Source organism: Ensifer sp. ENS07 (assembly GCF_014852185.1).
Lineage (GTDB): Bacteria > Pseudomonadota > Alphaproteobacteria > Rhizobiales > Rhizobiaceae > Ensifer > Ensifer adhaerens.
The window spans coordinates 238108-262910 of the sequence record NZ_JACVBE010000001.1; the positions used below are offsets into that span (position 1 = coordinate 238108).

General features: G+C 63.1%; 22 protein-coding genes. 12 read left to right on the forward strand and 10 right to left on the reverse strand.

Annotation, left to right across the window (positions count from 1 at the left end):
• Positions 1 to 56: 56 nt before the first annotated feature.
• The 4 genes from IB277_RS01125 to IB277_RS01140 form a co-directional block, all read right to left on the reverse strand.
• The gene (locus IB277_RS01125; RefSeq protein ID WP_090294897.1) at positions 57 to 794 is read right to left on the reverse strand and encodes a 16S rRNA (uracil(1498)-N(3))-methyltransferase; all 738 of its coding nucleotides are present in this window, start codon (positions 792 to 794) and stop codon (positions 57 to 59) included.
• An 11-nt stretch (positions 795 to 805) separates the two neighbouring features.
• Positions 806 to 2311 carry an inorganic phosphate transporter gene (locus IB277_RS01130; RefSeq protein ID WP_060584345.1) on the reverse strand — a complete coding sequence of 502 codons (1506 nt, stop codon included), beginning with the start codon at positions 2309 to 2311 and terminating at the stop codon, positions 806 to 808.
• A gap of 137 nt (positions 2312 to 2448) precedes the next feature.
• Positions 2449 to 2955, reverse strand: coding sequence for an NUDIX hydrolase (locus tag IB277_RS01135; RefSeq protein WP_060516578.1), 507 nt, complete (start codon positions 2953 to 2955; stop codon positions 2449 to 2451).
• A gap of 313 nt (positions 2956 to 3268) precedes the next feature.
• Positions 3269 to 4057, reverse strand: a complete 789-nt coding sequence (locus IB277_RS01140) for a FadR/GntR family transcriptional regulator (protein ID WP_244546716.1) — start codon at positions 4055 to 4057, stop codon at positions 3269 to 3271.
• Positions 4058 to 4344: 287 nt separating this feature from the next.
• Between IB277_RS01140 and IB277_RS01145 the strand changes: the two genes are divergently transcribed.
• Positions 4345 to 5619: a DUF3422 family protein gene (locus tag IB277_RS01145; protein ID WP_034800929.1), complete on the forward strand. Its 1275-nt coding sequence runs from the start codon at positions 4345 to 4347 to the stop codon at positions 5617 to 5619.
• A 72-nt stretch (positions 5620 to 5691) separates the two neighbouring features.
• Here the strand turns inward: IB277_RS01145 and IB277_RS01150 are convergent, their stop codons facing one another.
• Complete coding sequence (locus tag IB277_RS01150) at positions 5692 to 6588, reverse strand: LysR family transcriptional regulator (protein WP_192370683.1); 897 nt, start codon at positions 6586 to 6588, stop codon at positions 5692 to 5694.
• 106 nt (positions 6589 to 6694) lie between these two features.
• On the opposite strand from IB277_RS01150, the gene IB277_RS01155 reads away from it, so the two are divergent.
• The 4 genes from IB277_RS01155 (at position 6695) to glcF (ending at position 11161) form a co-directional block, all read left to right on the forward strand.
• Complete coding sequence (locus IB277_RS01155; protein ID WP_060584051.1) at positions 6695 to 8134, forward strand: FAD-linked oxidase C-terminal domain-containing protein; 1440 nt, start codon at positions 6695 to 6697, stop codon at positions 8132 to 8134.
• A complete protein-coding gene (gene glcE / locus IB277_RS01160; protein ID WP_089044717.1) occupies positions 8131 to 9342 on the forward strand; it encodes a glycolate oxidase subunit GlcE in 1212 nt (403 codons plus the stop codon). Before IB277_RS01155 ends, glcE begins: the two co-directional genes overlap by 4 nt.
• A gap of 31 nt (positions 9343 to 9373) precedes the next feature.
• Entirely contained in the window at positions 9374 to 9754 is a 381-nt protein-coding gene (locus IB277_RS01165) for a membrane protein (RefSeq protein ID WP_034800937.1), read from the forward strand.
• 111 nt (positions 9755 to 9865) lie between these two features.
• The gene (gene glcF / locus IB277_RS01170) at positions 9866 to 11161 is read left to right on the forward strand and encodes a glycolate oxidase subunit GlcF (RefSeq protein WP_110818512.1); all 1296 of its coding nucleotides are present in this window, start codon (positions 9866 to 9868) and stop codon (positions 11159 to 11161) included.
• A 66-nt stretch (positions 11162 to 11227) separates the two neighbouring features.
• Here glcF and IB277_RS01175 read toward each other — a convergent pair whose 3' ends face one another.
• Both IB277_RS01175 and IB277_RS01180 read right to left on the reverse strand, forming a co-directional pair.
• Entirely contained in the window at positions 11228 to 11923 is a 696-nt protein-coding gene (locus IB277_RS01175) for a L,D-transpeptidase (RefSeq protein WP_034800943.1), read from the reverse strand.
• A 191-nt stretch (positions 11924 to 12114) separates the two neighbouring features.
• On the reverse strand, positions 12115 to 12888 hold the full coding sequence (locus IB277_RS01180) for a L,D-transpeptidase (protein WP_110818511.1): 774 nt from the start codon (positions 12886 to 12888) through the stop codon (positions 12115 to 12117).
• 256 nt (positions 12889 to 13144) lie between these two features.
• Between IB277_RS01180 and IB277_RS01185 the strand changes: the two genes are divergently transcribed.
• A complete protein-coding gene (locus IB277_RS01185) occupies positions 13145 to 13789 on the forward strand; it encodes a DNA-3-methyladenine glycosylase I (protein WP_060602071.1) in 645 nt (214 codons plus the stop codon).
• A 60-nt stretch (positions 13790 to 13849) separates the two neighbouring features.
• Here the strand turns inward: IB277_RS01185 and IB277_RS01190 are convergent, their stop codons facing one another.
• Together IB277_RS01190 and IB277_RS01195 are read right to left on the reverse strand one after the other, a co-directional pair.
• Positions 13850 to 14236 (reverse strand): DUF305 domain-containing protein, encoded by a 387-nt coding sequence (locus IB277_RS01190; RefSeq protein WP_034800951.1) that lies wholly within the window; start codon positions 14234 to 14236, stop codon positions 13850 to 13852.
• A gap of 108 nt (positions 14237 to 14344) precedes the next feature.
• Complete coding sequence (locus IB277_RS01195) at positions 14345 to 14773, reverse strand: hypothetical protein (protein ID WP_034801425.1); 429 nt, start codon at positions 14771 to 14773, stop codon at positions 14345 to 14347.
• Between the two features lie 440 nt (positions 14774 to 15213).
• Here IB277_RS01195 and hisS point away from each other — a divergent pair, with 440 nt between their 5' ends.
• From hisS to IB277_RS01225, 6 genes are all read left to right on the forward strand, one after another.
• Complete coding sequence (gene hisS, locus IB277_RS01200; protein WP_060584058.1) at positions 15214 to 16725, forward strand: histidine--tRNA ligase; 1512 nt, start codon at positions 15214 to 15216, stop codon at positions 16723 to 16725.
• Between the two features lie 5 nt (positions 16726 to 16730).
• Positions 16731 to 17873, forward strand: coding sequence for an ATP phosphoribosyltransferase regulatory subunit (locus tag IB277_RS01205; RefSeq protein WP_110818510.1), 1143 nt, complete (start codon positions 16731 to 16733; stop codon positions 17871 to 17873).
• On the forward strand, positions 17870 to 18565 hold the full coding sequence (gene hisG, locus IB277_RS01210) for an ATP phosphoribosyltransferase (protein WP_043618363.1): 696 nt from the start codon (positions 17870 to 17872) through the stop codon (positions 18563 to 18565). Before IB277_RS01205 ends, hisG begins: the two co-directional genes overlap by 4 nt.
• Before the next feature lie 146 nt (positions 18566 to 18711).
• The gene (locus tag IB277_RS01215; protein ID WP_060584061.1) at positions 18712 to 19419 is read left to right on the forward strand and encodes a glutathione binding-like protein; all 708 of its coding nucleotides are present in this window, start codon (positions 18712 to 18714) and stop codon (positions 19417 to 19419) included.
• An 87-nt stretch (positions 19420 to 19506) separates the two neighbouring features.
• Positions 19507 to 20730, forward strand: coding sequence for an FAD-dependent oxidoreductase (locus tag IB277_RS01220; RefSeq protein WP_192370685.1), 1224 nt, complete (start codon positions 19507 to 19509; stop codon positions 20728 to 20730).
• Between the two features lie 216 nt (positions 20731 to 20946).
• The gene (locus IB277_RS01225) at positions 20947 to 23745 is read left to right on the forward strand and encodes an EAL domain-containing protein (RefSeq protein WP_192370687.1); all 2799 of its coding nucleotides are present in this window, start codon (positions 20947 to 20949) and stop codon (positions 23743 to 23745) included.
• 118 nt (positions 23746 to 23863) lie between these two features.
• Here the strand turns inward: IB277_RS01225 and IB277_RS01230 are convergent, their stop codons facing one another.
• Positions 23864 to 24313 carry a hypothetical protein gene (locus tag IB277_RS01230; RefSeq protein WP_034800963.1) on the reverse strand — a complete coding sequence of 150 codons (450 nt, stop codon included), beginning with the start codon at positions 24311 to 24313 and terminating at the stop codon, positions 23864 to 23866.
• Between the last annotated feature and the right edge of the window lie 490 nt (positions 24314 to 24803).

Sequence of the window (24803 nt, forward strand, 5' to 3'; positions counted from 1 at the left end):
GAGATCGTCCCCTTCTAGGGGAGCGAGCGGTGTCCGATTTGCCCGGGAACGACCGGCTATCGCCAGTCGCCGACAGTTGCCTGGATGACCGCCATGGCGGCGACGGCTGCCGTGTCGGCCCTGAGGATGCGGGGCCCGAGCGGAATGGCGGTGACGAAATCGAGGCTGTGCAGCAGCGTGCGCTCGGCTTCCGAGAAGCCGCCTTCCGGGCCGATCAACAGCGCGAGCTTCTTTTCCTTGATGCCGGCGAGGATCGGCAACGGATTCTGGCTGTCGCTGCCTTCGTCGCAGAAAATGATGCGCCGGTCGCTCTGCCAGGTGGCAAACAGGTCTTCGAGCCGGCGTGGTTCCTCGACATGGGGAATGCCGAGTACGCCGCATTGTTCGGCCGCCTCGATGACGTTGGCGCGAACCCGCTCGATGTTGCCAAGCTTGCCCTGCACATGTTGCGTCATGACCGGCTGCAAAGTGCCGGCGCCCATTTCGACGGCCTTCTGCACGAGATAGTCGAGCCGTCCGACCTTGAGCGGGGCAAAGAGATACACGAGATCGCAAGGCGCCGGCTGGGGGCGCGTCTGCTCGACGGGCGTCAGCACCAAGCGCTTCTTGCTGGCGAAGGAAAGCTCGGCCCGCCACTCGCCGTCGCGCCCGTTGAAGACGAGGATCGAGGCGCCTTCTTCGTAACGCAGCACGTTCACCAGGTAGTTGAACTGTTCCTTGGACGCCTCGTGCGCCGAGCCGGCACTCAAGGGGTGTTCGACGAACAGTCGCTGCATGCGAAAATTGGCGCGCATTGAGGAGGCCTTCAGGTGAAAATGCCGGAGAGGATGAAATAAAGTACGGCCGACAGGGCGGCAGAGGCCGGGACGGTGATAACCCAGGCGCCGATAATGGTGAGGAAATGCGAGCGACGGACGAGATGCCGGCGCCGCACCTCGGCAAAGTTGGTTTCCGCCGATTCCATGAAATCCGCCTGTCCCGTTTTTTGCCGGACATATTCGAGCCGCCGCTTGGAATTGCGGATGTACCATTCGCGGAAGAAGCCGACGCCGAAGACGGCGCCGACGGCCGTGTGCGTCGAGCTGATGGGCAGGCCGAGCGCCGATGCCAGCAGCACGGTGACCGCGGTGGCCAGTGCCACACAGAAAGCGCGCATCGGATTGAGCTTGGTGATCTCCTGGCCAACGACTCGGATGAGCTTCGGGCCGTAGAGCAGCAGACCGATCGAGATGCCGAGCGCGCCGATCGCAAGTTCCCACAGGGGCGCCGGTGATTTGTCCGTCGTGATGACGCCGTCGAGCGCCGAGACGATCGCAGCCAAGGGACCGATGGCGTTGGAGACGTCGTTGGCGCCGTGAGCGAAGGAAAGCAGTGCCGCCGCTACGATCAAAGGCAGGCGGAAGAGTCGGCGCAGCGACTGGTTGCGGTTTTCGAGCCCTTCCGATTGGCTGGCGATCCAGGGCTTTGCCTGCAGATAGACCGCAAAACCGGCGACGCCGCCGGCAGCAAGACCCACGGGCATGGTGATCGCGGCCACCTGAACCAGTGCGATCACCGCGAGATAGGCCATGAAGCAGCCGGCGGTGACGCCAAGGATGACCGGCATCCATCGCCTGGCCGCGGCGATCTTGTCCTCGCGGTAGATGATGAATTCTTTGAGGAAAGCGAGGAGGGCTGCGGCGATGGCGCCGCCGAGTAGCGGCGAGACCGACCAGCTGAGCGTGATGCCGGCGAGCGACCACCATTGCACGCTCGAAAAGCCGGCCGCCGCGATGCCTGCCCCGACGATGCCGCCGATGATCGAGTGCGTGGTCGAGACCGGTGCCCCGGAATAGGTGGCGATGTTGATCCAGGCCGCCGCGGAAGCGAGTGCCGACATCATGATCCAGACGATTGCCTGTGGTCCGAGCACGTCTTCGCCATAGACGATGCCCGCCTCGATCGTCAGCGCGACCTGCCGGCCGGCAAGCAGCGCCCCGGCGATCTCGAATATCGCGGCGATGGTGAGCGCCGTCGCCATCGACATCGCCTTGGCGCCGACTGCGGCGCCAACGTTGTTGGTCACGTCGTTCGCGCCGATGTTCATGGCCATGTAGCCGGCAATGGCAGCCGCCGCGATGATGATCGGCGCGCTGGCGGAGCTCGTCACGAAGCTCGCGGCGAAGGCCATGCTCAAGAGCAGGAACAGCCCGGCGAGCGCAGGTGCCGCAAGGCTGCGCTTGACATGTTGCGACGCCTCTTCGGCAAGGCTGAGCTTGTCGAGGTCTTTGTCTATCGTTTGTTTTGCGAGGCGTATGCGCGGCTGTGCCACTACCTGGAACTCCATTGTCACGACGGCCACTAAGGCCACAGCGACACGCATTCAAGTGGATTTGATGGACATCCGTATGGCGCAGGCCGGGAACCCGCGTCTGGCGGCGTCGAATGCTCTTGGAATGCTTGAAAAGGCTAGCCGTTCACAGCCTTCGGCATCGGGCTCGACGCGCTCCCCATGCGTTCACCGAAGGCAAGGATGAGATCTTTCAGAGACGGTTCGGCAACCCGCGAGGCCGCTTCCTTGTAGTCGACCCATTCGAGCTGTCGGCGCCCTTCCTCGGGGAAGTGCTTGCAGAGATCGTCGACTTCCAACGCGTGCACCTGCACCTTGACCGAAATCTTCAGCCCGTGATCCATGCGCTTCTGGTAGAGATAGTAGCCGGCGGTCGCCTTCTGCACATGCCCCTTGACGCCGGCTTCCTCGTAGGCTTCGCGCTCGGCCACTTCATGGGCGCGCTTGCCCTGCATCGGCCATCCCTTGGGAATGACCCAGCGGCCGGTATCGCGGCTGGTGATCAGGAGGATTTCGAGGGCCTTGGTCTTCTTGCGGATCCGATAGCAGAGCGCGGCATACTGCATGCGCGCCGGTCGACGCAGCATCAATTGGACATCCGATGCGAGCCTGTTCAAGAAGTTCAAGGTCGTCTGTGCTCCTCTCGGCGAATCAGTGGCTTTAATTGCTTTGCCGACCAGTATGGCAGCGTCCTGCAGCGTGTAAATGTCGCGGGCATTCGGCAGCCGGATATGCGGTTTGCTTTGCGCAGAACTGTGGTCCGGATACGACAGGATATGGTGTTTTCGCGGCATATTTGCAAACCGACCGACAGCCATACGTTGTCGTCGGATCACGATTGATTTCGGGGTGGAACGGTTCGAGATCGCAAGGGCGATTGATTCCGACCGGAGAGGCGGCTGCAGGGTAGAGCCGGGGGTCGGGCGCGGGCCCGATCTGTCAGTTCGCGCGGTCGCGCTGCTGCATGCGCAGTCGGGCGATGCGGTTCCATTCTCCGGTGCGTTCCGCCTCGCGGGTGGCGGCGGCGACGAAGTCGATATGGCTCTGCGAGGCGGCTTTCGCCTTCGCCGGATCCCTTGCCATGATCGCCTCGTAGATCGCTTCGTGCTGCACAAGAAGCCGGTCGCGCGCCCCCGGCGCATCGAAGACCGAATTGCGATGGAAGAATATGCCCTGCTGGAGCAGCCGGTAGCAGGCGCGCAGCGTGTGCAGGAGAATGATGTTGTGGGCGCTTTCGCCGATCGCCTGGTGCAGCTCGATATCGGCTTCGAGTTCGGCGTCAAAATCGCCGGCGGCGTGCGCTCTGCGCATGCGCTCGATGATCCGTGTCAGGATGTCCCGGTCGTAATCCGTGGCGCGGGTGGCGGCGAGTTCCGCGGTCAAGCCTTCGAGCTCGCGCCGGTATTCGAGGTAGTCCTGGGTCGCCTTGTGATGGCGCGCAATGAGATCGATCAGCGGCCTGGAGAAGATCTGCCCGACGACGTCGGCGACGAAGGTGCCACCGCCGTGGCGGCTTTCGACCAGGCCGCGCCCTTCGAGTTCCTTCAGCGCCTCGCGCAGGATCGGCCGTGACACGTCGAAGCGCTTGGAGAGTTCCCGCTCGCCAGGCAGACGGTCGCCGTCCCGCAATACGCCTTCGAGGATCAAAAGCTCGATCTGCTGCACGACCTCGTCCGCCGTGCGGCTATGGCTGATACGGGCGAAAAGGTCGATCTGGTCTTTGGTCACGTCTGGTCTCCAGATCACGAGGATTTCGGCCCGGGTTCGTCCGAAATCGCGAATGTGGTCGGTTTGCATGCGGCGAGGGCGGAAGGAGCGTCGATGCTCAGCGCCTCCTCCTGTCAGCGCCGCAATCTAGGCAGGTCGCGCAAAGTGGTCAATTTGATTGTCCACTTGGGTGCGTCCGATTGGTTGCGACTGACAAAAGTCAAACTGCGGCAATGCGTCCTTTGTTCTTTTGCTCTTTCCGTTGATAAGAAAGTTGTGATGAACGCGTGAGGGGGACAAGGCGCTTCATGGCAAAGGGTAGTTTTGCATTTCCGGTGGCGCCGATGCGCGCTTTGGCCTTGGGCGAGGTTCATTCGCGCCCCTATGCGCTGGTGACCACGCCGCGGGTGATCTTTCAGCTCGCCTTCCTGACAGATGGTGGCTCGATCGTCGATCACGCCGTGCTGTCGGAGCTTTCGCGGGCCCGCGGCATCGCGCCGCCCGGCCGTGACGCCAACCATCACGCGATGCCTTGGGGGCAGGGCACGCTGCGCTGGGAGCGTCATACCGAATTCTCCACCTATTTCTGGGACGCGCCGCCGCCGGAGAAATTCGGCGGCGATGTACCGATCCATCCGTTCGGCGACGGCTTTTCGCCGCCCGGGTCTCTGATCTCGGGCATCCGCCTGGAGATCCGGCCGGATACGCCCGAGACACGCGAGGCCATCGGCCTCTTCGATCCGACGAGCCTCTGTTACAGCGAGACCAAGAACGGCCAGGCGGTGATCGTCACCGACTTCCGCCAGAACGGTGACGGCCTGACGCAGATCCTGGTGATCGATCGCGGCATGACGGAAGCCGGTACCGGCGCTCTCGTCCAGCGCTTGCTCGATATCGAAACCTACCGGACGCTGGCGATGATGGGCCTGCCGCTTGCGCAGTCGCTGTCGCCGGAAATCCGCCGGACGGAGGACGGGTTGACGGCGGTGACCCAGCGCATGAAGGAAAACGTGCGCGAGGAGGCCGACGACATGTTGGCCGAAATCACTCGGCTCGCGGCCGATCTCGAGGCCGGTGCCGCGCTCAGCCTCTATCGCTTCGGCGCCAGCCGCGCCTATTACGGCATCGTCCAGGAGCGCATCCGCACGCTCGCCGAAACGCCGGTGCCGGGCTACGAGACCATCGGCACCTTCCTCGAACGACGTTTGGCGCCGGCCATGCGCACCTGCCAGTCGGTCGAGGAGCGCCAGGCGAACCTGTCGCGCAAGCTCGCCCGCGCCACGGCGCTGCTTCGAAGCTGGGTCGATGTCGAGCTTGAACGGCAGAACAGCGCGCTTCTGAACTCGATGGATCGGCGCGCCAGGTTGCAGTTGCGCCTGCAGCAGACCGTCGAAGGCCTGTCGGTCGCCGCCATCTCCTATTACGTGGTCGGGCTGTTCGGCTATCTCGCCAAGGCGGTCAGCCACGAGCTGCCGATCGATCCCGGTCTCCTGACCGGGCTTGCCGTGCCCTTCGCCGTTGCCGGGGTCTGGCTGATCGTGCGCCGCATTCGCCGCCACCACGAGGACAGCGAGCATAAGTAAGCAATTCCAGCAAAAGTGTGCAGCGGTTTTGCGTCCGGAATTGCGGAAAACAAAGATGCCAGGCCGGTTCGCCTACTGCTCCCAATAGGGGATCGGTCCGTAGAGTTCGGCGAGATAGTCGATGAAGAGGCGCACCTTGGCCGGGAGGAACTGGCGGCTTGGGTAGACGGCCGAAAGCGTCAGCTGCTTCGAACCTTCCCATTGCGGTAGCACCTGCACCAGCTGGCCGCTGCGCAATTCCGGGCCGATATCCCAGGTGGAGCGCAGTGCAACGCCGGCGCCGGCGATGACGGCGGCGCGCACAATCTCCGAGGAATTGGTGACGAGCGGCCCTTCCGGGTGCCAGACCAGCGCGCCCTCCGGCCCTTCGAGCTTCCAATTGTCGTTGTTATGCGCCGGCAGGCAGAGGTGGTTGGCGAGGTCGCCGATCTCTTTCGGTGCGCCGTTGCGGGCGATGTAGTCCGGCGAGGCGCAGAGCAGCCGGCGGACGGGGGCAAGCTTACGGGCGACGAGCGACGAATCCACCAGTTCGCCGATCCGGACCGCCATGTCGAAGCCTTCCGCGACGATGTCGGTGAATTCGTCCGTCAGCACGATGTGCAATTTCAGATCCGGATGGTCCTTCATGAACTTGGTCAGATGCGGCGCGATGTGCATGCGGCCGAAGGAGGTGGGCGCCGATATCCGCAGCACCCCGAGCGCATGCGACGAGCGGCCCGACGCATAGGTTTCCGCCTCCTCGATGCCGGTCAGAATGCCGAGCACCCGGTCGTAGAAGCCCTGGCCGGCTTCCGTCAGCGAAATCTGGCGCGTCGTGCGTTGAAGGAGGCGCGTGCCGAGCCGGTCTTCGAGTCTCTTGATGCGCTTGGAGATCACAGCTGGGGAAAACCCCAGCGCCCGCCCCGCTGCCGACATACTGCCGGTGGAAACGACCCGTGCAAAAATCTCAAGATCGCCTAAATTCGTCATCAATCGTTGCCATTATTTCCAAAACGGAAAAGCTCAATAGCATTTGCGAGGCCTCTGTCCTAGTGGTAAAGAAAATGAACCAATCGATATGCGGCGGGAGGAGCTGATGGCGGAGACAATCGGTTTTCTGCAGCCGAAACCAGAGGTTATCGCCCGGCGCCGCGAGATTATCGCCGACCTCTCGGACCTCCTGCCCGAGGGCTGTCTGATCAGCGACGAGCGCGGACTGAAACCGTTCGAGACCGATGCCTTCATCGCCTATCGCCGCATGCCCCTGGCGGTCGCCTTGCCGGAAACCACCGAACAGGTGGCCGCGCTCCTGAAATACTGCAGCCGCTACGGCGTTCCGGTCGTGCCGCGCGGGGCCGGTACCTCGCTTTCGGGCGGTGCCATCCCACAAGAGGATGCGGTCGTCATCGGCCTCTCGAAGATGTCGCGCATCCTCGATGTCGACCTTTTCAATCGCACCGCCACCGTTCAGGCGGGCGTTACCAACCTCAACATCTCCGAGGCGGTTTCCGCCGATGGCTTCTTTTATGCACCCGACCCGAGCTCGCAGCTCGCCTGCACGATCGGCGGCAACATCGGCATGAATTCCGGCGGTGCTCATTGCCTGAAATACGGTGTCACCACCAACAATCTGCTCGGCGTGAAGATGGTGCTGTTCGATGGCACCGTCGTCGATCTCGGCGGCAAGGCGCTGGATGCGGCGGGCTATGATCTGCTTGGCCTCGTCTGCGGCTCGGAAGGCCAGCTCGGTATCGTCACCGAGGCGACGGTGCGGTTGATCGCCAAACCGGAGGGAGCCCGCCCGGTGCTCTTCGGCTTTGCCTCGTCGGAGGCGGCCGGCGCCTGCGTCGCTGATGTCATCGGTTCCGGCATCATTCCCGTCGCGATCGAGTTCATGGACAAGCCGGCGATCGAGATCTGCGAAGCCTTCGCCCACGCCGGCTACCCGCTCGATGTCGAAGCGCTACTGATCGTCGAGGTCGAAGGCTCCGAGCCGGAGATGGATGCGATGCTCGCGAGCATCGTCGCGGTCGCGCGCCGTCACGGGGTCGCGACTATCAAGGAATGCCAGTCGGCCATGGAAGCGGCGGCGATCTGGAAAGGCCGGAAATCCGCCTTCGGCGCCACCGGCCGCATCGCCGACTATATCTGCATGGACGGCACCGTGCCGCTCAGCCAACTCTCCCATGTGCTTGCCCGCACCGGTGAGATCGTCGCGAGCTACGGCCTGCGCGTCGCCAATGTCTTCCACGCTGGCGACGGCAACATGCATCCGCTGATCCTGTACAACATCAACGACCCGGAGGATGCGGCGCGCGCCGAGGCTGCCGGGAACGATATCCTGAAGCTTTGCGTCGACGCGGGTGGCTGCCTCACCGGCGAGCATGGTGTCGGCATCGAAAAACGGGATCTCATGCTGCATCAGTACAACCAGATCGACCTCGACCAGCAGATGGCGGCGCGCGCCGCCTTCGATCCGCAATGGATCCTGAACCCGTCCAAGGTCTTCCCTCTTAAAGGGCGTCCCGCCGCATGATCGTGCATTTCGAACCGGCCAGCGAAGAGGGGATTGCGACCGTCGTTCGCGCCATGGCGGCGGACAAGGCGTCGCTCGTAGTGATCGGCGGCAACACGCGCTCCGGCCTCGGCAATCCTGTGCGCGCCGATCGGGTGCTGTCGACCCGCCGCCTTTCCGGCATCGTCAGCTACAATCCGGCCGAAATGACGATTACCGCGCTTGCGGGAACGCCACTGCGCGAGATCGGCGAGGCATTGGCCGAAAACCGGCAAATGCTCGCCTTCGAGCCGATGGATCACCGGCCGATCTTCGCCTCCTCGGGTGAGCCGACGATCGGCGGGGTCTTTGCCGCCAATGTATCCGGCCCCAGGCGCTATGTCGCCGGTGCCGCCCGCGACAGCCTGCTCGGTGTGCGTTTCGTCAACGGCGAGGGCGAGGCAATCAAGGCCGGCGGGCGTGTGATGAAGAACGTCACCGGTCTCGATCTGGTCAAGCTTTTGGCTGGCTCGCATGGCACGCTCGGCATCCTCACCGAAGTCACCTTCCGCGTCCTGCCGCTGCCGCCGGCGTCGGAGACCATCGTCGTCTCCGGGCTCAATGATGCCGAGGCGGCGGCGGTCATGGCCGAGGCAATGGCGCAGACAACTGAGGTTTCCGGCGCGGCGCATCTGCCGGAGAGCGTGCGCGGACGGTTCCTGGATGGCAACCTTCCGGATGGTGCAGCCACCGTGCTCAGGCTCGAAGGGCTGGAGGCATCCGTTGCGATCAGGGCTGAAAAGCTGACAAAGGCAGTCGGCCGCTTCGGCGCGGTGACGCGGCTTGATGCATCGCAAACAGCAAGGCTTTGGACGGAGATCCGCGACGTCAAACCCTATGCCGACGGTACCAGGAAGCCGCTCTGGCGCGCGTCCGTCGCCCCGTCGCTTGGCCATCAACTGGTAGCAGCACTGCGGCTGCAGACCGGCGTCGACGCTTTCTACGACTGGCAGGGCGGTCTCGTATGGTTGCGCATGGAGGCCGATCCGGAGGCGGAACTGGTGCGCCGTTACATCAAGGTTCTCGGTGGCGGCCACGCGACCCTCGTCAGGGCCGATGACAGCTACCGTCAGGCCGTTTCATCGTTTGAACCGCAACCCTTGCCCGTGGCACAGTTGAGCGAGCGCGTGCGCGCGAAGTTCGACCCGCACCGGATCTTCAATCCCGGCCGCATGGCCGCGATTTCCTGAGCGCATTCGCAAGGGAACAGGAGAGACAAGCATGAGCGATAAGGGTCCGCAGACACCGTTCTCCCGGGAGACCGATCGCTGGCTGGAGCCGGGCAAGATCAATGTGCAGGTGATCTATGTCCTTTATCTCGTCGGGTTTGCGGTGGGCATCACGCCGATCATCGGCGTCGTCATGGCCTATCTCAATCGTGGCAAGGGCGCGCCGTGGGTCCAGACGCACTATGTCTGGGCGATCCGGACCTTCTGGATATCGCTGCTGTTCCTGTTGATCTCGCTGTTGCTGACGGTGGTGCTTGTCGGCATCCTCGGCTTCATCGCCACCGCCGTCTGGATCGTCGTGCGCTGCGTCGTCGGCCTGCAAAGGGCCGCGCGCGAAGAGCCGATTACCAATCCCGAGGGCTGGATGGTTTAGGCCGGTATGCAACCGGAGACCGGCAAGGTCGAAGGAAGCTGAAAACAGAATGTTGCAATCGACCGCGGCGCGAAGCGCCCGGTTCCGCAGGACGAAGAGTGGAGTTCGCACTTGCAGACCAATTTTACCGCCGAGCAGCTCGCCGATCCGCACGTGGCCGAATCCGAGGCCATTCTGCGCAAGTGCGTGCATTGCGGCTTCTGCACCGCGACCTGTCCGACCTATGTTACGCTCGGCGACGAGCTCGATAGCCCGCGTGGGCGTATCTATCTCATCAAGGACATGCTGGAGAACGGCCGGGCGGCTGACAAGGAAACGGTCACCCATATCGACCGCTGTCTGTCGTGCCTCGCCTGCACCACCACCTGTCCCTCCGGCGTCGACTACATGCATCTCGTCGACCATGCCCGCGTGCATATCGAAAACACCTATCGCCGCCCGTTCAAGGACCGGCTGGCGCGTTCCGTGCTCGCAGCCGTGCTGCCCTATCCGCAGCGCTTCCGCCTGTCGCTGAAGGCAGCCGGCCTTGCCCGACCGCTCGCCGGACTGATGAAGCGCGTCGCCTTCCTGAAAACCTTTGGCGTGATGCTCGATCTGGCGCCCGCCGTCGTGGCGGAGCCCTCGGCTTCGGCCACACCCGGCGTTCATGCGCCCAAGGACAAGCGTGTCGGCCGCGTTGCGCTGCTCAGCGGCTGCGCCCAGCCCGTGCTGAAGCCGGAAATCAACGAGGCGACGATCCGGCTTCTGACACGATTTGGTGTGGAGGTGGTCGTTTCGGCTGGCGAGGGCTGCTGCGGCGCGCTGGTGCATCACATGGGCCGCGAGAACCAGGCGCTCGAAGCCGCGCGCCGCAACGTCGATGCCTGGCTCAAGGTCGCCGACGAAGGTGGACTCGACGCCATCGTCATCACCGCTTCGGGCTGCGGAACGACGATCAAGGACTACGGCCACATGCTCAGGCTCGATCCCGCCTATGCGGAAAAGGCCGCACGGGTCTCGGCGCTGGCCAAGGACATCACCGAGTATCTGGCGACCCTCGACCTGCCGGAACAGGAGGCGCGCGGCATGACGCTCGCCTACCATTCCGCCTGTTCGATGCAGCACGGCCAGAAGATCACGCTTGCGCCGAAGCAGCTTCTGAAGCGCGCCGGCTTCGTCGTGCGCGATCCGGCCGAGGGCCATCTCTGCTGCGGTTCGGCCGGTACCTACAACATCCTGCAGCCGGAAATCTCGGCCAAGCTGAAGGCGCGCAAGGTGAAGAACATCGAGGCGACGAAGCCGGATGCGATCGCGACCGGCAACATCGGCTGCATCACCCAGATCGCCAGCGGCACCAAAATCCCCATCCTGCATACGGTCGAATTGCTCGACTGGGCCTATGGCGGGGCAAAGCCTGAGGGGCTCTGAGGCAAAGCAAAAGGCCGGCCACCTTTCGGGAGCCGGCCTTTCTGGTGGGTGGAAGTTTCGGCGTCCTCAGCCGCCAAAGATCTGGCGGAAGATGTCGACGCCGCGATCGTCGAAATAGGTGTCGCCGGCCTTGCTGCCGGGGCCGATGACGATGACCTTCGTGCCGACGTCGGCGCGGTCGTAGAGATGCTCCACGTCCTCGTTCATCATGCGGATGCAGCCGGAAGACATGTTTTGGCCGATGGTCCAGGGCTGGTTGGTGCCGTGGATACGGAAGATCGTGTCGCGGCCGCCCTTGTAGAGATACATGGCGCGGGCGCCGAGCGGGTTGTCGATGCCGCCTTCCTGGGTGATCGGCAGGATGCGACCCTTGGCGGCCTCGCGGCGGCGCATTTCGGCCGGCGGCGTCCAGGTCGGCCATTCGGCCTTGCGGCCAACCTTCACGACACCCGACCAGCCGAAGCCGTCCCGGCCGACGCCGATGCCGTAGCGCGTCGCGCGGTTCGGGCCGTCGATGTAGTAGAGAAACTTGTTGTTGGTATCGACGATGATCGTGCCGGGGGCTTCGTCGGTGCGGAAGCGAACCTTGGTGCGCCAGTATTGTTTTGCCGGCTTCTTCGGAGTGGCCACGAGTACAATGTCTGACGACTGGATCTTGGGGCCTGCTACGGGCGCCGGCGTGAAAGCCGAGGCGCTGGCGGCCACAAGAATAGTGCTGGTCGCAATCGCGATTGCGACCACTTTGCTGGCATGACGCTTCATTTACGATTCCCTCTAAACCCTCGTTGCAGGCAGGCTATTCAAAACGCATCGAAGTTCAAGCCCGCGATACATCCCGTAGATCAAACGTGATCACAAAACTTGCCTGTCCTTACGCTGCTGTTGCCTGAAAATCACGCATAGGCAACAGCAACACGGGTGAGGAGAGGGGAATATTCTATGCAGTGCTGCAATTAGATGACGATAACCTTCGTCCCCACTTTCACGCGCTCGTAAAGATCGACAACGTCTTCGTTGCGCATGCGGATGCAGCCGGAGGAAACGGCATAGCCGATCGTCCAGGGCGCGTTGGTGCCGTGGATGCGGTAGAGCGTCGAGCCGAGATACATGGCGCGTGCGCCGAGCGGATTTTCCGGGCCGCCGTCCATGCGCGCCGGCAGGTAATGGCCCTTGGCCGCCTCGCGGGCGATCATCTCCTGCGGCGGCGTCCAGCTCGGCCATTCCGCCTTGCGGGTGACCTTGTGGGCGCCGGCCCATTCGAAGCCCGGCTTGCCGACACCGACGCCATAGCGCCGTGCCTCACCGTTGCCGGTCACCAGATAGAGGAAGCGGTTGTTGGTATCGATGACGATCGTGCCCGGCTTTTCCTTGCTCTCATAGGCGACCGTCTGCGGCAGGTACTGCGGGTCGAATTTCGATTTCACCGGCCGCTGGGCGCGCATGGCATTGGCCGGCTGGATCAGCGGATTGACGGCGCGGCGCTTGACCTGAGGTTTCGCGACCTGTCCCTGCTGATAGAACTGTTTTCGGGTGGCCTGCGGAATCTGCTGCCGGTAGATCACCTGCCGCGTGCGCGCCTGCTGTCCGCCGAGCTGCATCACCCAGGGGGCGGTGAGGTCGGGACTGACGACGACGGGCGGCCTGTTCTGATACCGGTCCTGTGCTCCGGCCGGGCCAGCCACGAGGGTCAGAAGAGAGGCGGCTATAAGAAGAGACTTTTTCAACATCGGACGGACTCGCTACCTTTCGCCGAAAATCACTGAAGGGGGCGCAGTCTGCCGGTGAGCGGAATGCTCGAACGGACGGGTTGCGCCTTGGCAATGGGGGCAATCGTGTCATTTGGAGGGCGACCGAATGGTAAACGGTGCCTCGTTAAAAGCCGATGGCGCCGATAAAGCTTTGGGTAGGGTTATCCGCTGCTTTAGGAATCTGGTTTGCAAATGGTAAAGGCAGGAAAATGAGCAGGATGGAGCAAAGAGGGCGATGACGGCCAAGGGCATTGTGATCGGTGAGGACGGATTTTTGCGTTGCGCCTGGCAGGGCAATCTCGACGATTATCGTCGCTACCATGACGAGGAATGGGGGCGCCCGGTCACCGACGACCGCCGGCTTTTCGAGAAGATCTGCCTGGAAGGTTTCCAGTCCGGCCTGTCCTGGCTAACGATCCTGCGCAAGCGCGAGGCGTTTCGCGCCGCCTTCGCCGGTTTCGATTTCGACGCGGTCGCAAAATTCGGCGACGCGGAAATCGAGCGTTGCCTTGCCGATACAGGCATCGTGCGTCATCGCGGCAAGATCGTCTCGACGATCAACAACGCGCGCCGCGCCCAGGAACTGAGGCAAGAGTTCGGTTCGCTGGCGGCCTATTTCTGGTCCTATGAGCCGCAGGCAGCCGAGCGTCCGCAGGTGGTGACCTATGAAGCGATCGTCGCCAATCCGACGACCCCGACCTCGACCCGCATTTCCAAGGATTTGAAGAAGCGCGGCTGGACCTTCGTCGGCCCGACGACGATCTACGCCTTCATGCAGGCCATGGGCCTCGTCAACGATCACATCGAAGGCTGCCACTGCCGCACGGTCGTCGAGGAGTTGCGTGGCAAGCTTGCAAGGCCCCAGGCCCGCGTCGCCTGATGAGTGCGCCCGTCGTCTGCCTGACGACGGGTGTTTGCCGGTGGCGTTGGGACTGCGGGTTCAGCCGCCGTTCTTGGCGAGCCACGCCTTCATCGTCCTGATCTCGCCTTCCTGCGCCTTGATGACCTCTTCGGCCAGCTTGCGCAGCGTTTCGTCCTTACCGTATTCGAGCTCCACCTTCGCCATGTCGATCGCGCCCTGATGGTGGGCGATCATGCCGCGCACGAAGTCGATGTCCGCCTTGCCGGTGTAGGTGATGTCCATGTCCTTGTGCATGCGGGCATTGGCTTCGGCGAAGGCTTTGCTCGAAGGCGAATTGTCGCCCTTCGGCATCGCGGTTTCGGTCGCTCCATGGTGCATGCTGCCGTGTCCGGACTCCTCTGCCAACGCAGGAAAGCCGAGGCAGGCGGAAAGCGCGAGGGCGGCGATCAGCGGTTTCAGCGACATGGTGTTTCCTTCCTTATCTGATGTCTCGTGCCAAGAGGCCGGCCGTGGCCGGCCTCTTGGCACTCCATCAATCTAGGGAAGGGCTGGCTGCGGATTCAACCCGTCCGTTCAGGCGTCAAGCGCCGGACGCTCGCGCGGAAAGGCGAAAATGCCCTGCAGCATGTTTTCGCCGGTGGACGCGTCGAGCGACGACCGGCCGACGCAGAAAAGCTGTGCCGCCTTCAAACTTGGCAAGCGCACGAGCGCCGTGAAGCAGAACGAAGACGGCGACGCGGTTGCCTGCTCGAGGATGTTGAGCACTGTCACGCGATCCCGGCTGTCATAGGCACGCACCAGATCGACGATGCCGCAGGAGCGGTTGGAAGCGCCGAGCAGGGCGGCGGTTCGCTCGCCCAGATGAAAGACGCCGCTGGCCAGATCGCAGCGCCATGTCTCCACGAAATAGTCGCTTTCATCGAGGTGGTCCATCCAGGCCGAATGCGCCCCGAGGTGCCCGGGTTGGATGGCTCCCGAGCCAGGTGTCATGAACCTCAACATGATGCCCTTCTTCTCGCCGCGCGGACGTGATGTCTCGTTACCGGAGACCGCCACTGCCGCAAGGCGCTTCGATGCGTTGTTTGCCATTGAAGTGTTTTCCCGATGCAGTCATTGCATCGAAAACTCGTTTGTAGGTACTCGGCCCTTGGCCGCGAAGATAGACGATCATCGGTGCAGCCGGAACGTCGTCGATCGGTCAGGCGATAAACTTTTAGTGATTGCATATCGTCTAATGCGCCTTTTGGTTGAGGTCAAGTCCTCCCCGACGCGTCGCGATGGTGCGTGTCGATCCCGATGACGCGAAGCTCACCCGTGCCAGGCTTTGACGCAAAGCGCCGGCGCATGGCCCGGGCGAACGCTTTGCGCGGTGCAAACCCTTGCCGCCCCCCACTTGATCCGATAGGGAAAGCAGCCAACAAGAGACAGTCCGGAATGCTCCCATGACCGAGAAACAGAAGAAACCGCAGAAGCTCAAGGCGCGTCTTCCGCGCGGCTTCGTCGATCGCTCCGCTGCCGATATCCGCGCGACGGACGAAATGATCGGCAAGATCCGGGCGGTCTACGAGCATTATGGTTTCGACCCGGTCGAAACACCGCTGTTCGAATACACCGATGCGCTCGGTAAGTTCCTGCCCGACAGCGACCGGCCGAACGAAGGCGTCTTCTCGCTGACCGATGACGACGATCAGTGGATGTCTCTGCGCTACGACCTGACGGCGCCGCTCGCCCGTCACGTCGCCGAGAACTTCAACGAGATCCAGCTGCCGTTCCGCACCTATCGCGCCGGCTACGTCTTCCGCAACGAGAAGCCTGGCCCGGGCCGCTTCCGCCAGTTCATGCAGTTCGATGCTGACACCGTCGGTGCCGCCGGCGTCCAGGCGGACGCCGAAATGTGCATGATGATGGCCGACACCATGGAAGCCCTTGGCATTGCGCGCGGCGACTACGTGATCCGCGTCAACAACCGCAAGGTGCTCGACGGCGTCATGGAGGCGATCGGTCTTGGCGGCGACGACAAGGTCAATGCCCGCCTGACGGTGCTGCGCGCCATCGACAAGCTCGACAAGTTCGGCCCCGAAGGCGTCAGGCTCCTGCTCGGCGAAGGCCGCAAGGACGAAAGCGGCGACTTCACAAAGGGTGCGGGCCTCAATGGCGAGCAGATCGACAAGGTCCTGTTCTTCGTCGGCATCCAGAATTATGCCGAAAGTGCCGACGAACTGGCGGCGCTCGTTTCAGGTACCGCCAAAGGCGGCGAAGGTGTCGAGGAACTCAACACCATCCGCAGCCTGGTCCTGAGCGCCGGCTACGAGGCTGACCGCATCAAGATCGACCCCTCGGTCGTGCGTGGTCTCGAATATTATACCGGCCCCGTCTTCGAGGCCGAGCTGCAGTTTGCCGTCACCAACGAGAAGGGCGAAAAGGTCGTCTTCGGTTCGGTCGGCGGTGGTGGTCGCTACGACGGTCTCGTGTCGCGTTTCATGGGTCAGCCGGTCCCGGCGACCGGTTTCTCGATCGGCGTTTCCCGCCTTATGACGGCGCTGAAGAACCTCGGCAAGCTCGGTGCATCTGACGTGCTCGCGCCTGTTGTCGTCTGCGTCATGGACCGCGACATCGAGGCGATGGGCCATTACCAGCGTTTCGTCCAGCAGCTCCGCCATGCCGGGATCCGCGCCGAAATGTACCAGGGCAACAAGAAGAACTTTGGCGATCAGCTGAAATATGCCGACCGCCGTGGTTCGCCGCTCGCCATCATCCAGGGTGGCGACGAGCGCGCCGCCGGTGTCGTGCAGATCAAGGATCTGATCGAGGGCAAGCGCCTGTCGGGTGAGATCGAGGACAATGCGGCCTGGCGCGAGGCGCGCGTGGCCCAGGTTTCCGTGCCGACGGCCGAACTGGTCGAAAAGGTGCGCGAGATGCTGGCGGCACAGGCCGAGGATCGGGCAAGGGGCTGACGACTATGGCCCTCATCAATCTGCCAGCCTTTGCCGATGCGCTGCTTGCCGACTTCGAAAGCCTCGGCGCGCTGCGTGTCGACACTCCGGTGATCCAGCCGGCCGAGCCTTTCCTCGCCATGGCCGGCGAGGATCTGCGCCGCCGCATCTTCATGACCGAGAGCGAGACCGGCGAGAGCCTGTGCCTGCGGCCGGAATTCACCATTCCCGTCTGTCTCCGCCATATCGAGGCGGTGACCGGAACGCCGAAGCGCTATGCCTATCTCGGCGAGGTCTTCCGCCAGCGCCGCGAAGGCGGCAACGAATTCTACCAGGCCGGCATCGAGGATCTTGGCGACACCGATACGGCGGCAGCCGATGCGCGCGCCGTCTCTGACGCGATGCGCATCGTCGCCAACCGGGTGCCGGACCGGTCTCTCAGCGTGACGCTTGGCGACCAGGCCGTGTTTGAAGCCGTCGTCGGCGCCTGTGGCCTGCCGGCTGGCTGGCAGAAGCGGCTGATCCACGCCTTCGGCGACCAGAAGCACCTGCAGAAGCTTCTGATCGAGCTCGCCCATCCGCGCACGGTCGGCGTCTTCGGTCCTGAAGTCGTGCGGCTGTCGATGGACGGCCTGCTCGAAGACGAGGACCGTCTCGTCGCGCATGTCGCCGCAACGATGGAAGCGACCGGCTATTCGACCAACGCTAGCCGTTCGCCGCAGGATATTGCGCGCCGGCTGAAGGAGAAGATGGAACTGGCGAACACGCGGCTCGACCGCAGGACGCTGGATCAGGTCGCCGCGTTTCTGGCGCTCGACGTGCCGCTTGCCGATGCGCCGGCCGCACTCTTCGCTTTCGCGCAGAAATCCGGCCTCAAGATCGATGACGCGCTCGCCCGTTTCGATGCCCGCGTCGCCGCCCTTGGCAAGACCGGTTCCGACATCGGCGCCATTCGTTATCGAGCGGCCTTTGGTCGTCCTCTCGACTATTATACCGGCCTGGTTTTCGAGGTTGAGCTTGCCGGAACGCATGCCGTTCTTGCCGGCGGCGGCCGCTTCGATCGGCTGCTGACCCTGCTCGGCGCCCGCGAGCATATCCCGGCCGTCGGCTTCTCGCTCTGGCTCGACCGCATCGAAAAGGCGATTGCCTCTGAAGGAGGCGCCCAATGACCATCACTATCGCCTTGCCGTCCAAGGGGCGGATGAAGGATGACGCCTCGGCGATCTTCGAACGCGCCGGCCTGAAGATCGTTGCCGTCGGCAACGACCGCTCCTATCGCGGCCGCGTCGAAGGTGCTGATGATGTAGAGATTGCGTTTCTTTCGGCGTCGGAAATCTCGCGCGAGCTCGGCAACGGCTCAATCGATTTCGGCGTAACCGGCGAAGACCTGGTGCGCGAGGGGCTTGCCAACGCCGATGCGCGCGTCGAGTTCTGCGCCCGTCTCGGCTTCGGTCATGCCGACGTCGTCGTCGCGGTGCCTGAGGTCTGGTACGACGTCGACACCATGGCCGACCTTGGCGACGTTGCCGCCGATTTCCGTGCCCGCCATGGTCGCCGTCTGGCGATCGCCACCAAGTACTGGCGGCTGACGCAGAACCATTTCTCGGGCAGCCACGGCATCCAGCTTTACCGCATCGTCGAAAGCCTCGGGGCGACCGAAGGCGCGCCGGCCTCTGGTTCCGCCGACATCATCGTCGACATCACCTCGACCGGTTCGACGTTGAAGGCAAACCACCTGAAGATACTCACCGATGGCGTGATCCTGCGTTCCGAAGCTTGCCTGGTTCGGGCGCGCAAGGCGGCTCACGACGGCGATCCGGTCGTGGCACGGATTATCGCGGCCGTTCGTAGCGTCCTTTGACGCTGCGAACGGAGCAGGCGCGGTCTTGACGATCCCGCCGGTTACAAAAATAAAGTAGGGCCCTCAAAAGGCGCGCCCTCCGCTCCTATGTAAGTGTGCGTGCGGCGTCTCTGCCGCTTCCCGCTGTTCCGTTCCAGGAGACCTTCATGGCCGATCTGTCCGCCTTTCCGATCACCAAGCGCTGGCCGGCGAAAAACCCTGATATCATCCAGCTCTATTCGCTGCCGACGCCGAACGGCGTGAAGGTTTCGATCGCGCTCGAAGAGCTGGGCCTGCCCTACGAACCGCACCGCATCGCCTTCGATACCAATGACCAGAAGTCGCCGGAGTTCGTCTCGCTCAACCCCAACGGCCGCATCCCGGCGATCATCGATCCCAACGGCCCGGATGGAAAGCCAATCGGGCTGTTCGAGTCCGGCGCGATCCTCATCTATCTCGCTGAAAAGACCGGCAAGCTGCTGCCTGCCGACGCGGCCGGCCGCTACGAAACGATCGCCTGGGTTATGTTCCAGATGGGCGGCGTCGGTCCGATGTTCGGCCAGTTCGGTCACTTCTTCAAGTTCGCCGCCGACAAGGTCGCCAACAATTCCTACCCCGTCGAGCGCTACCGTGACGAAGCCAAGCGGCTGCTCGGCGTGCTTGAAACCCGCCTTGAAGGGCGGCAATGGCTGATGGGCGACGATTACACGATCGCCGACATCGCCACCTATCCCTGGGTCGAAGGCGCGCGCAGATTCTATGGCGGTGCCGAGGTCCTGGATTACAAGAGCTTCCCCAAGGTGATGGCTTGGGTCGAGCGCGGCCTGTCGCGCCCGGCGGCTCAAAAGGGCATGGACGTGCCGCGCAAGGAATAGCAAACGGCGTGGCCTGTGCCAGAGTTGACGAAGCTCGGGCGGAAGGCTAGGCCTTGTTGTACAGATGAATAAAGGCAGGTGGGAAGCGTGTCCGGAAGGCTTGTTGTTGTCGGTGGCGGTCAGGCCGCCTTTGCTCTGGTTGCGAAGCTCCGTGCGCTCAAGGACGAGCGGCCGATCACCATCGTCGCCTCCGAAGCAAGCCTGCCCTATCAGCGCCCGCCGCTCTCCAAAAAGTATCTCCTGCGCGAGATGAGCCTCGACCGCCTGCTCTACCGGCCGGAAGCCTGGTACGGCGAGCACGCTGTCGACGTGCGCCTCGAAACGACCGTGATCGGGCTCGACCGGGCCGGCAAACACGTGACGCTCAGCGATGGCACATCGCTCGACTATGAAGTGCTGGCCTTTGCGACCGGCGCCACGCCGCGCCGGCTGCCGGCCTCGGTCGGCGGCGATCTCGAGGGTGTCTTCGTCGTTCGCGACTTCAGGGATGCCGACCGCCTTGCCGAGGAGATGAAGCCCGGCCGTCGCGCGCTCGTCATCGGCGGTGGTTACATCGGTCTTGAAGCGGCAGCCGTCGCGCGCACCTGCGGCCTGGACGTCACGGTCATCGAAATGGCCGACCGCATCCTGCAACGCGTTGCCTCCTCGGCGACGTCGGGCCTTGTACGGGAAATTCACCGTGGCCGCGGCGTCGATATCCGCGAAGGCACTGGCCTCAATCGTCTCGTCGGAGACGACGGCCGTGTCACGGCGGCAGAGCTTTCCGACGGCTCGACCCTGCCGGTCGATGTCGTCATCGTCGGCATCGGCGTGACCGCCAATGATCGCCTGGCCCACGACGCCGGGCTCGAAACCGCAAACGGCATCGTCGTCGACGCGCATGGCCGCACCTCCGATCCGGCGATCTTCGCGATGGGTGATTGCGCCGTTCTTCCCTTCGAGGATCTGCGCATCCGGCTGGAGTCGGTGCAGAATGCCGTCGATCAGGCCGAAGCGGTCGCGGCTATCCTTGCCGGCAGTGATGCCCCTTACGATCCCAAGCCCTGGTTCTGGTCGGACCAGTACGACGTCAAGCTGCAGATCGCCGGCTTCGGGCTCGGCCACGACGAAACCATCGTCAGGCTCGGCCAGCGCGAAGGCAGCGTGTCGGTCTGGTATTTCCGGCAGGGGCGCCTGGTGGCCGTCGATGCGATCAACGACGCCAAGGCCTATGTGACCGGCAAGAAGCTGCTGGAGAGCGGCATCAATCCTGACCGGGCCGTCATCGCCGATCCCCAATCCGACCTCAAGGCGCTGCTGTCGCAAGCATAGGCGGCGAACCACGCCAGGCGGCGCTTTTTGGCAGGCTGCAACTTGAAGGCGGCGTGGTTTCAAAATTCGTTAACGACGAAACTATTGTCTTGCTGGGCAATTGCCCGGCAGAGCCTCGATTTATCACTTCCTTAAATCACCTGACGCCAACACAGGCAGCTTAAGTGGAGGCGAGAGGTCTCGTTTCCCGACAGAATTTGATTTAGGCGATTGGCGATGTTCAAGGTTCTTACATGCCTGGTGGTAGAGCATAATCCCAGACTGGTCGTTTTGGCCGCACTTGTGTGCTTTCTCGCGAGTTACGGAGCAGTAACGCTGCTGCAGCGCGCCCGCGGCTCCTCGGGCAAGGCGAAAGCGATCTGGGCGACGGCCGCCGGCATCGCCAGCGGCTTCGGCATCTGGGCGACCCACTTCATCGCCATGCTCGCCTATGATCCCGGCGTCGTCCTCGGTTACCAGATGGATCTCACCGGCCTGTCGCTGGCCGTTGCCATCATCCTCACCACGACGGCCCTATTGATCGCGACCCATGTTCAGGACCGCCTCGGCTGGGTTGCTGGCGGCTTCGTTCTCGGCGGCGGCGTCGCCTGCATGCATTTTCTTGGCATGGCGGCGCTCGACGTGCCGGGCAGCATCCGCTGGAATGCGGCACTGGTCGTCGCCTCCGTGGTCGTCGGCTCGCTGTTTGACATCGCCGCTCTGCGCACGATCGCCAGTGTCGGCAAGCCGCTGAAGGCGAAGATCCTTGCCACCCTGCTGATGACGCTCGGGATCGTCGCGTTGCATTTCACCGCCATGGGCGCGGTCACGATCGAGGCCGATCTGCTGACGCCGACCCATGCGGGCATGATCCAGCCGCATCTGCTTGCCTTCGTCATCGCCGGCACCGCCTTCTTCCTGCTGTCGATGGTGCTGATCGCCGCCGGCTTCGCCCATCATGCCGAGCTTTCCGCCGCTGCTGCCGAACGGGAATTCGCCCGCTTCGTGCGCAGCGTGAAGGACTACGCGATCTATATGCTCGACACCGACGGCCGCGTCGCCAGCTGGAACGCCGGCGCCGAGGCCAACAAGGGCTATAAGGGCGAGGAAATCGTCGGCCAGAATTTCGCCTGCTTCTACTCGCAGGAGGATCAGCGCGACGGCGTACCGCAGCGGGCGCTCGAGGTCGCACTGGCCGATGGTAAGTACGAGAACGAAGGCTGGCGCTATCGCAAGGACGGATCCCGGTTCTGGGCTCACGTGGTGCTCGACCCCTTCATGGACGACGACGGCAAGCACGCCGGCTTCATCAAGATCGTCAAGGACATCACCAAGGCGAAGCTTGACGCCGACCGTATCGCCGAAGTCAGCAACAATCTCGATGTCGCGCTCGAGAACATGTCGCAGGGCATCTGCCTGTTCGACAGCAGCGACCGGCTGTTGCTCTCCAACCGTCGCTGCCGAGAGATCTTCGGTTTCTCCGAGACACTCGCCGGCAAGGGGCTGACCTTCCGCGAAATCCTCGACATCGTCTTTGCCCGCATCTACACAGATCCGGAGATGGCCCGGACCAAGGCCGAGGAGCTCTACCAGAAGCACCGGATCGAAATGGTCGGCAATGGCGGCGGCGATATCGTCGAAAAGCTCGTCAACGGCCGCTCGATCCTGACCAAGCATCGCACGCTGCCCGATGGCGGCTGGGTTAGCACCTATGAGGACATCACCGAGCGGCTCGACACCGAGGAGCAGATTACCTTCCTTGCCCGCCACGACAGCCTCACGGGGCTGCCGAACCGGCTGCAGTTCAGCAGCTATCTCGAAGAGGAGCTGGACGCGGCCGCCTGGTTCAACCGCAAGGTCGCCGTCATCGGCATCGACCTCAACAAGTTCAAGGAAGTCAACGATCTGCACGGTCACGCCGCCGGAGACTTCGTGCTGGTGACGATCGCCCAGCGCATGAAGGGCCTCCTGCAGGAAGGCGAGTTCGTGGCACGCTTCGGCGGCGACGAGTTCGCGGCGGTCAAGCGCTTCGAGGAACTCTCCGAGCTTAACGACTTCCTGCGCCGGATCGAAAAGAGCCTGCATGAGGAAATGCGCTTTGGCGATTTCGAGCTCAAGTCCGGCGGCAGCATGGGTGTCGCGATCTATCCGCAGGATGCCGAGACGGCCGACACGCTAATCAACAATGCCGACCTTGCGATGTACCGGGCGAAGGCCGCCCTCAACCAGACCGTCTGCTTCTACGAGGTGTCGATGGATGAAGCTGCCCGCCAGCGGCGCGCGCTTGCCAACGATCTCTGGGACGCGGTCGAGAAGAAGCAGCTTGCCTTGCACTACCAGGTGCAGAAGTCTGTGATGAGCGGCGCCGTCATCGGCTACGAGGTGCTCCTGCGCTGGAGCCATCCGGAACGCGGCATGGTGCCTCCGAGCGAATTCATCCCGCTTGCCGAGGAATGCGGCGCGATCCTGCCGATCGGCGAATGGGTGCTGCGCGAGGCCTGCCGCGAGGCGGCGGGCTGGGAGAGCAGTCATAAGATTGCCGTCAACCTTTCGCCGGTCCAGCTTGCCAACGGCGACATCGTCAGCCTGGTTCAGGACGTGCTTGCCGACACGGGTCTCGACCCGAACCGGCTGGAGCTCGAAATCACGGAATCGACGATCATCGACGACAAGGAGCGGGCGCTGCTGACGCTGCGCCAGATCAAGGAACTGGGCGTCACCATCGCGATCGACGACTTCGGGACCGGCTATTCGTCGCTCGAGACGCTGCGCTCCTTCCCCTTCGACAAGATCAAGCTCGACCGGAGCTTCATGTGGGAAGTGGAAGGCAGTCCGCAGGCCAAGGCGATCGTGCGCGCCATTCTTGCGCTCGGCCAGAGCCTGTCCGTGCCTGTCCTTGCCGAAGGCGTCGAAACGCAGAAGCAGCTCGATATCCTGCAAGCCGAGGGCTGCGACGAGGCGCAGGGCTATCTGCTTGGTCGCCCGGCGCCGATCACGGTGCTCTTCACGGACAAGGACGACGCGGCGGCAGCCTGAGCCGTACGTCCGCGTCTCTGCCGCACACCTTCACCGCAATCGCCCATGGGGCGATTGCGGCGGCCATATGTGATCGAGGGTTCTCTACACTCGGGCCCGTGCGCGGGCAGGGGCGGGCTTACTGGCGCAGCAGTGCGCGACCCGCGACTTCCACGAGAAAGCGTGGAAAGAAAAAGATGCCGGTGATCATGCCGGAATAGCGCTGTTCGAGGCCGGAGGATTCTCCGATGCAGAACAGCGGCTGCTTCTGGCCGGACTCCTCCAGCGCGATCGTCGTCGAAAAGCAGAAAGACGAGCAGCTCGTTGCCGCCTGTTCGAACAGTTCGAGCACGTGATTGCGATCGGCCGGATCGTAGCAGCGAACGAAGTTCAGAAGGCCGCACTCGCCGTCACGCAGGCCATGGATCGCGGCCGCCTTCTCGCCGAGCCGGAACAGGCCCGTCGACAGGTCGCCGGACCACCCCTCCGAGACGCAAAACTGCTCCATGAATTCATGATGCGGTAGGCCCGGATGCAGATGTCCCGAAGAGCCGAGGGGAGCGGAATTTGCTCTGGTGATCTTAAACACGGTCTACCCCAGCAGAGTTCCCGGAGCTGCCTTTGGCGCTCCAGGGAAACGCGTCCCAATGTGCAAACTGCGTCCGACATGACCAATACGAGAGCGCACGCCACGTGATGTGGGTGTTTTCTCAAGTAGAAAGGTCTATAGATAGTAGTGGATCTCGCCGGCGAACTTATTTCGAAGGAGAGTGTCGGCTTAATTTGCGATTAAATGCTTTTATTCTTTAGGTATAGTCTCGAAGAATTACCGGATGGGCAGCGAATACGAAAAAGCCCCGGCGATTGCCTGTCTGCCTTAAGTGTGCCGCCCAGTCTCCCCTCAATCTTCGCTCACTTGGGGCGCTGTTATAGTTCGTTTTTTTTCGACTTCAACGGTTTTTTGAAGCCTGACTACAACCGATGGGTTTTTTCCTGCCGACTGTTCGGCAGATGCTCTCCGGCGATGAGTGGCATTGATAAAAAACAAGAAAGGCGACCCGAAGGCCGCCTTTCCGATC

Coding starts and splice junctions, on each gene's coding strand:
- IB277_RS01125 (WP_090294897.1), bottom strand. CDS start 794: ATGCGCGCCAATTTTCGCATGCAGCGACTGTTCGTCGAACACCCCTTG.
- IB277_RS01145 (WP_034800929.1), top strand. CDS start 4,345: ATGGCAAAGGGTAGTTTTGCATTTCCGGTGGCGCCGATGCGCGCTTTG.
- IB277_RS01150 (WP_192370683.1), bottom strand. CDS start 6,588: ATGACGAATTTAGGCGATCTTGAGATTTTTGCACGGGTCGTTTCCACC.
- IB277_RS01155 (WP_060584051.1), top strand. CDS start 6,695: ATGGCGGAGACAATCGGTTTTCTGCAGCCGAAACCAGAGGTTATCGCC.
- glcE (WP_089044717.1), top strand. CDS start 8,131: ATGATCGTGCATTTCGAACCGGCCAGCGAAGAGGGGATTGCGACCGTC.
- IB277_RS01165 (WP_034800937.1), top strand. CDS start 9,374: ATGAGCGATAAGGGTCCGCAGACACCGTTCTCCCGGGAGACCGATCGC.
- IB277_RS01175 (WP_034800943.1), bottom strand. CDS start 11,923: ATGAAGCGTCATGCCAGCAAAGTGGTCGCAATCGCGATTGCGACCAGC.
- IB277_RS01180 (WP_110818511.1), bottom strand. CDS start 12,888: ATGTTGAAAAAGTCTCTTCTTATAGCCGCCTCTCTTCTGACCCTCGTG.
- IB277_RS01185 (WP_060602071.1), top strand. CDS start 13,145: ATGACGGCCAAGGGCATTGTGATCGGTGAGGACGGATTTTTGCGTTGC.
- IB277_RS01190 (WP_034800951.1), bottom strand. CDS start 14,236: ATGTCGCTGAAACCGCTGATCGCCGCCCTCGCGCTTTCCGCCTGCCTC.
- IB277_RS01195 (WP_034801425.1), bottom strand. CDS start 14,773: ATGTTGAGGTTCATGACACCTGGCTCGGGAGCCATCCAACCCGGGCAC.
- hisS (WP_060584058.1), top strand. CDS start 15,214: ATGACCGAGAAACAGAAGAAACCGCAGAAGCTCAAGGCGCGTCTTCCG.
- IB277_RS01205 (WP_110818510.1), top strand. CDS start 16,731: ATGGCCCTCATCAATCTGCCAGCCTTTGCCGATGCGCTGCTTGCCGAC.
- hisG (WP_043618363.1), top strand. CDS start 17,870: ATGACCATCACTATCGCCTTGCCGTCCAAGGGGCGGATGAAGGATGAC.
- IB277_RS01215 (WP_060584061.1), top strand. CDS start 18,712: ATGGCCGATCTGTCCGCCTTTCCGATCACCAAGCGCTGGCCGGCGAAA.
- IB277_RS01225 (WP_192370687.1), top strand. CDS start 20,947: ATGTTCAAGGTTCTTACATGCCTGGTGGTAGAGCATAATCCCAGACTG.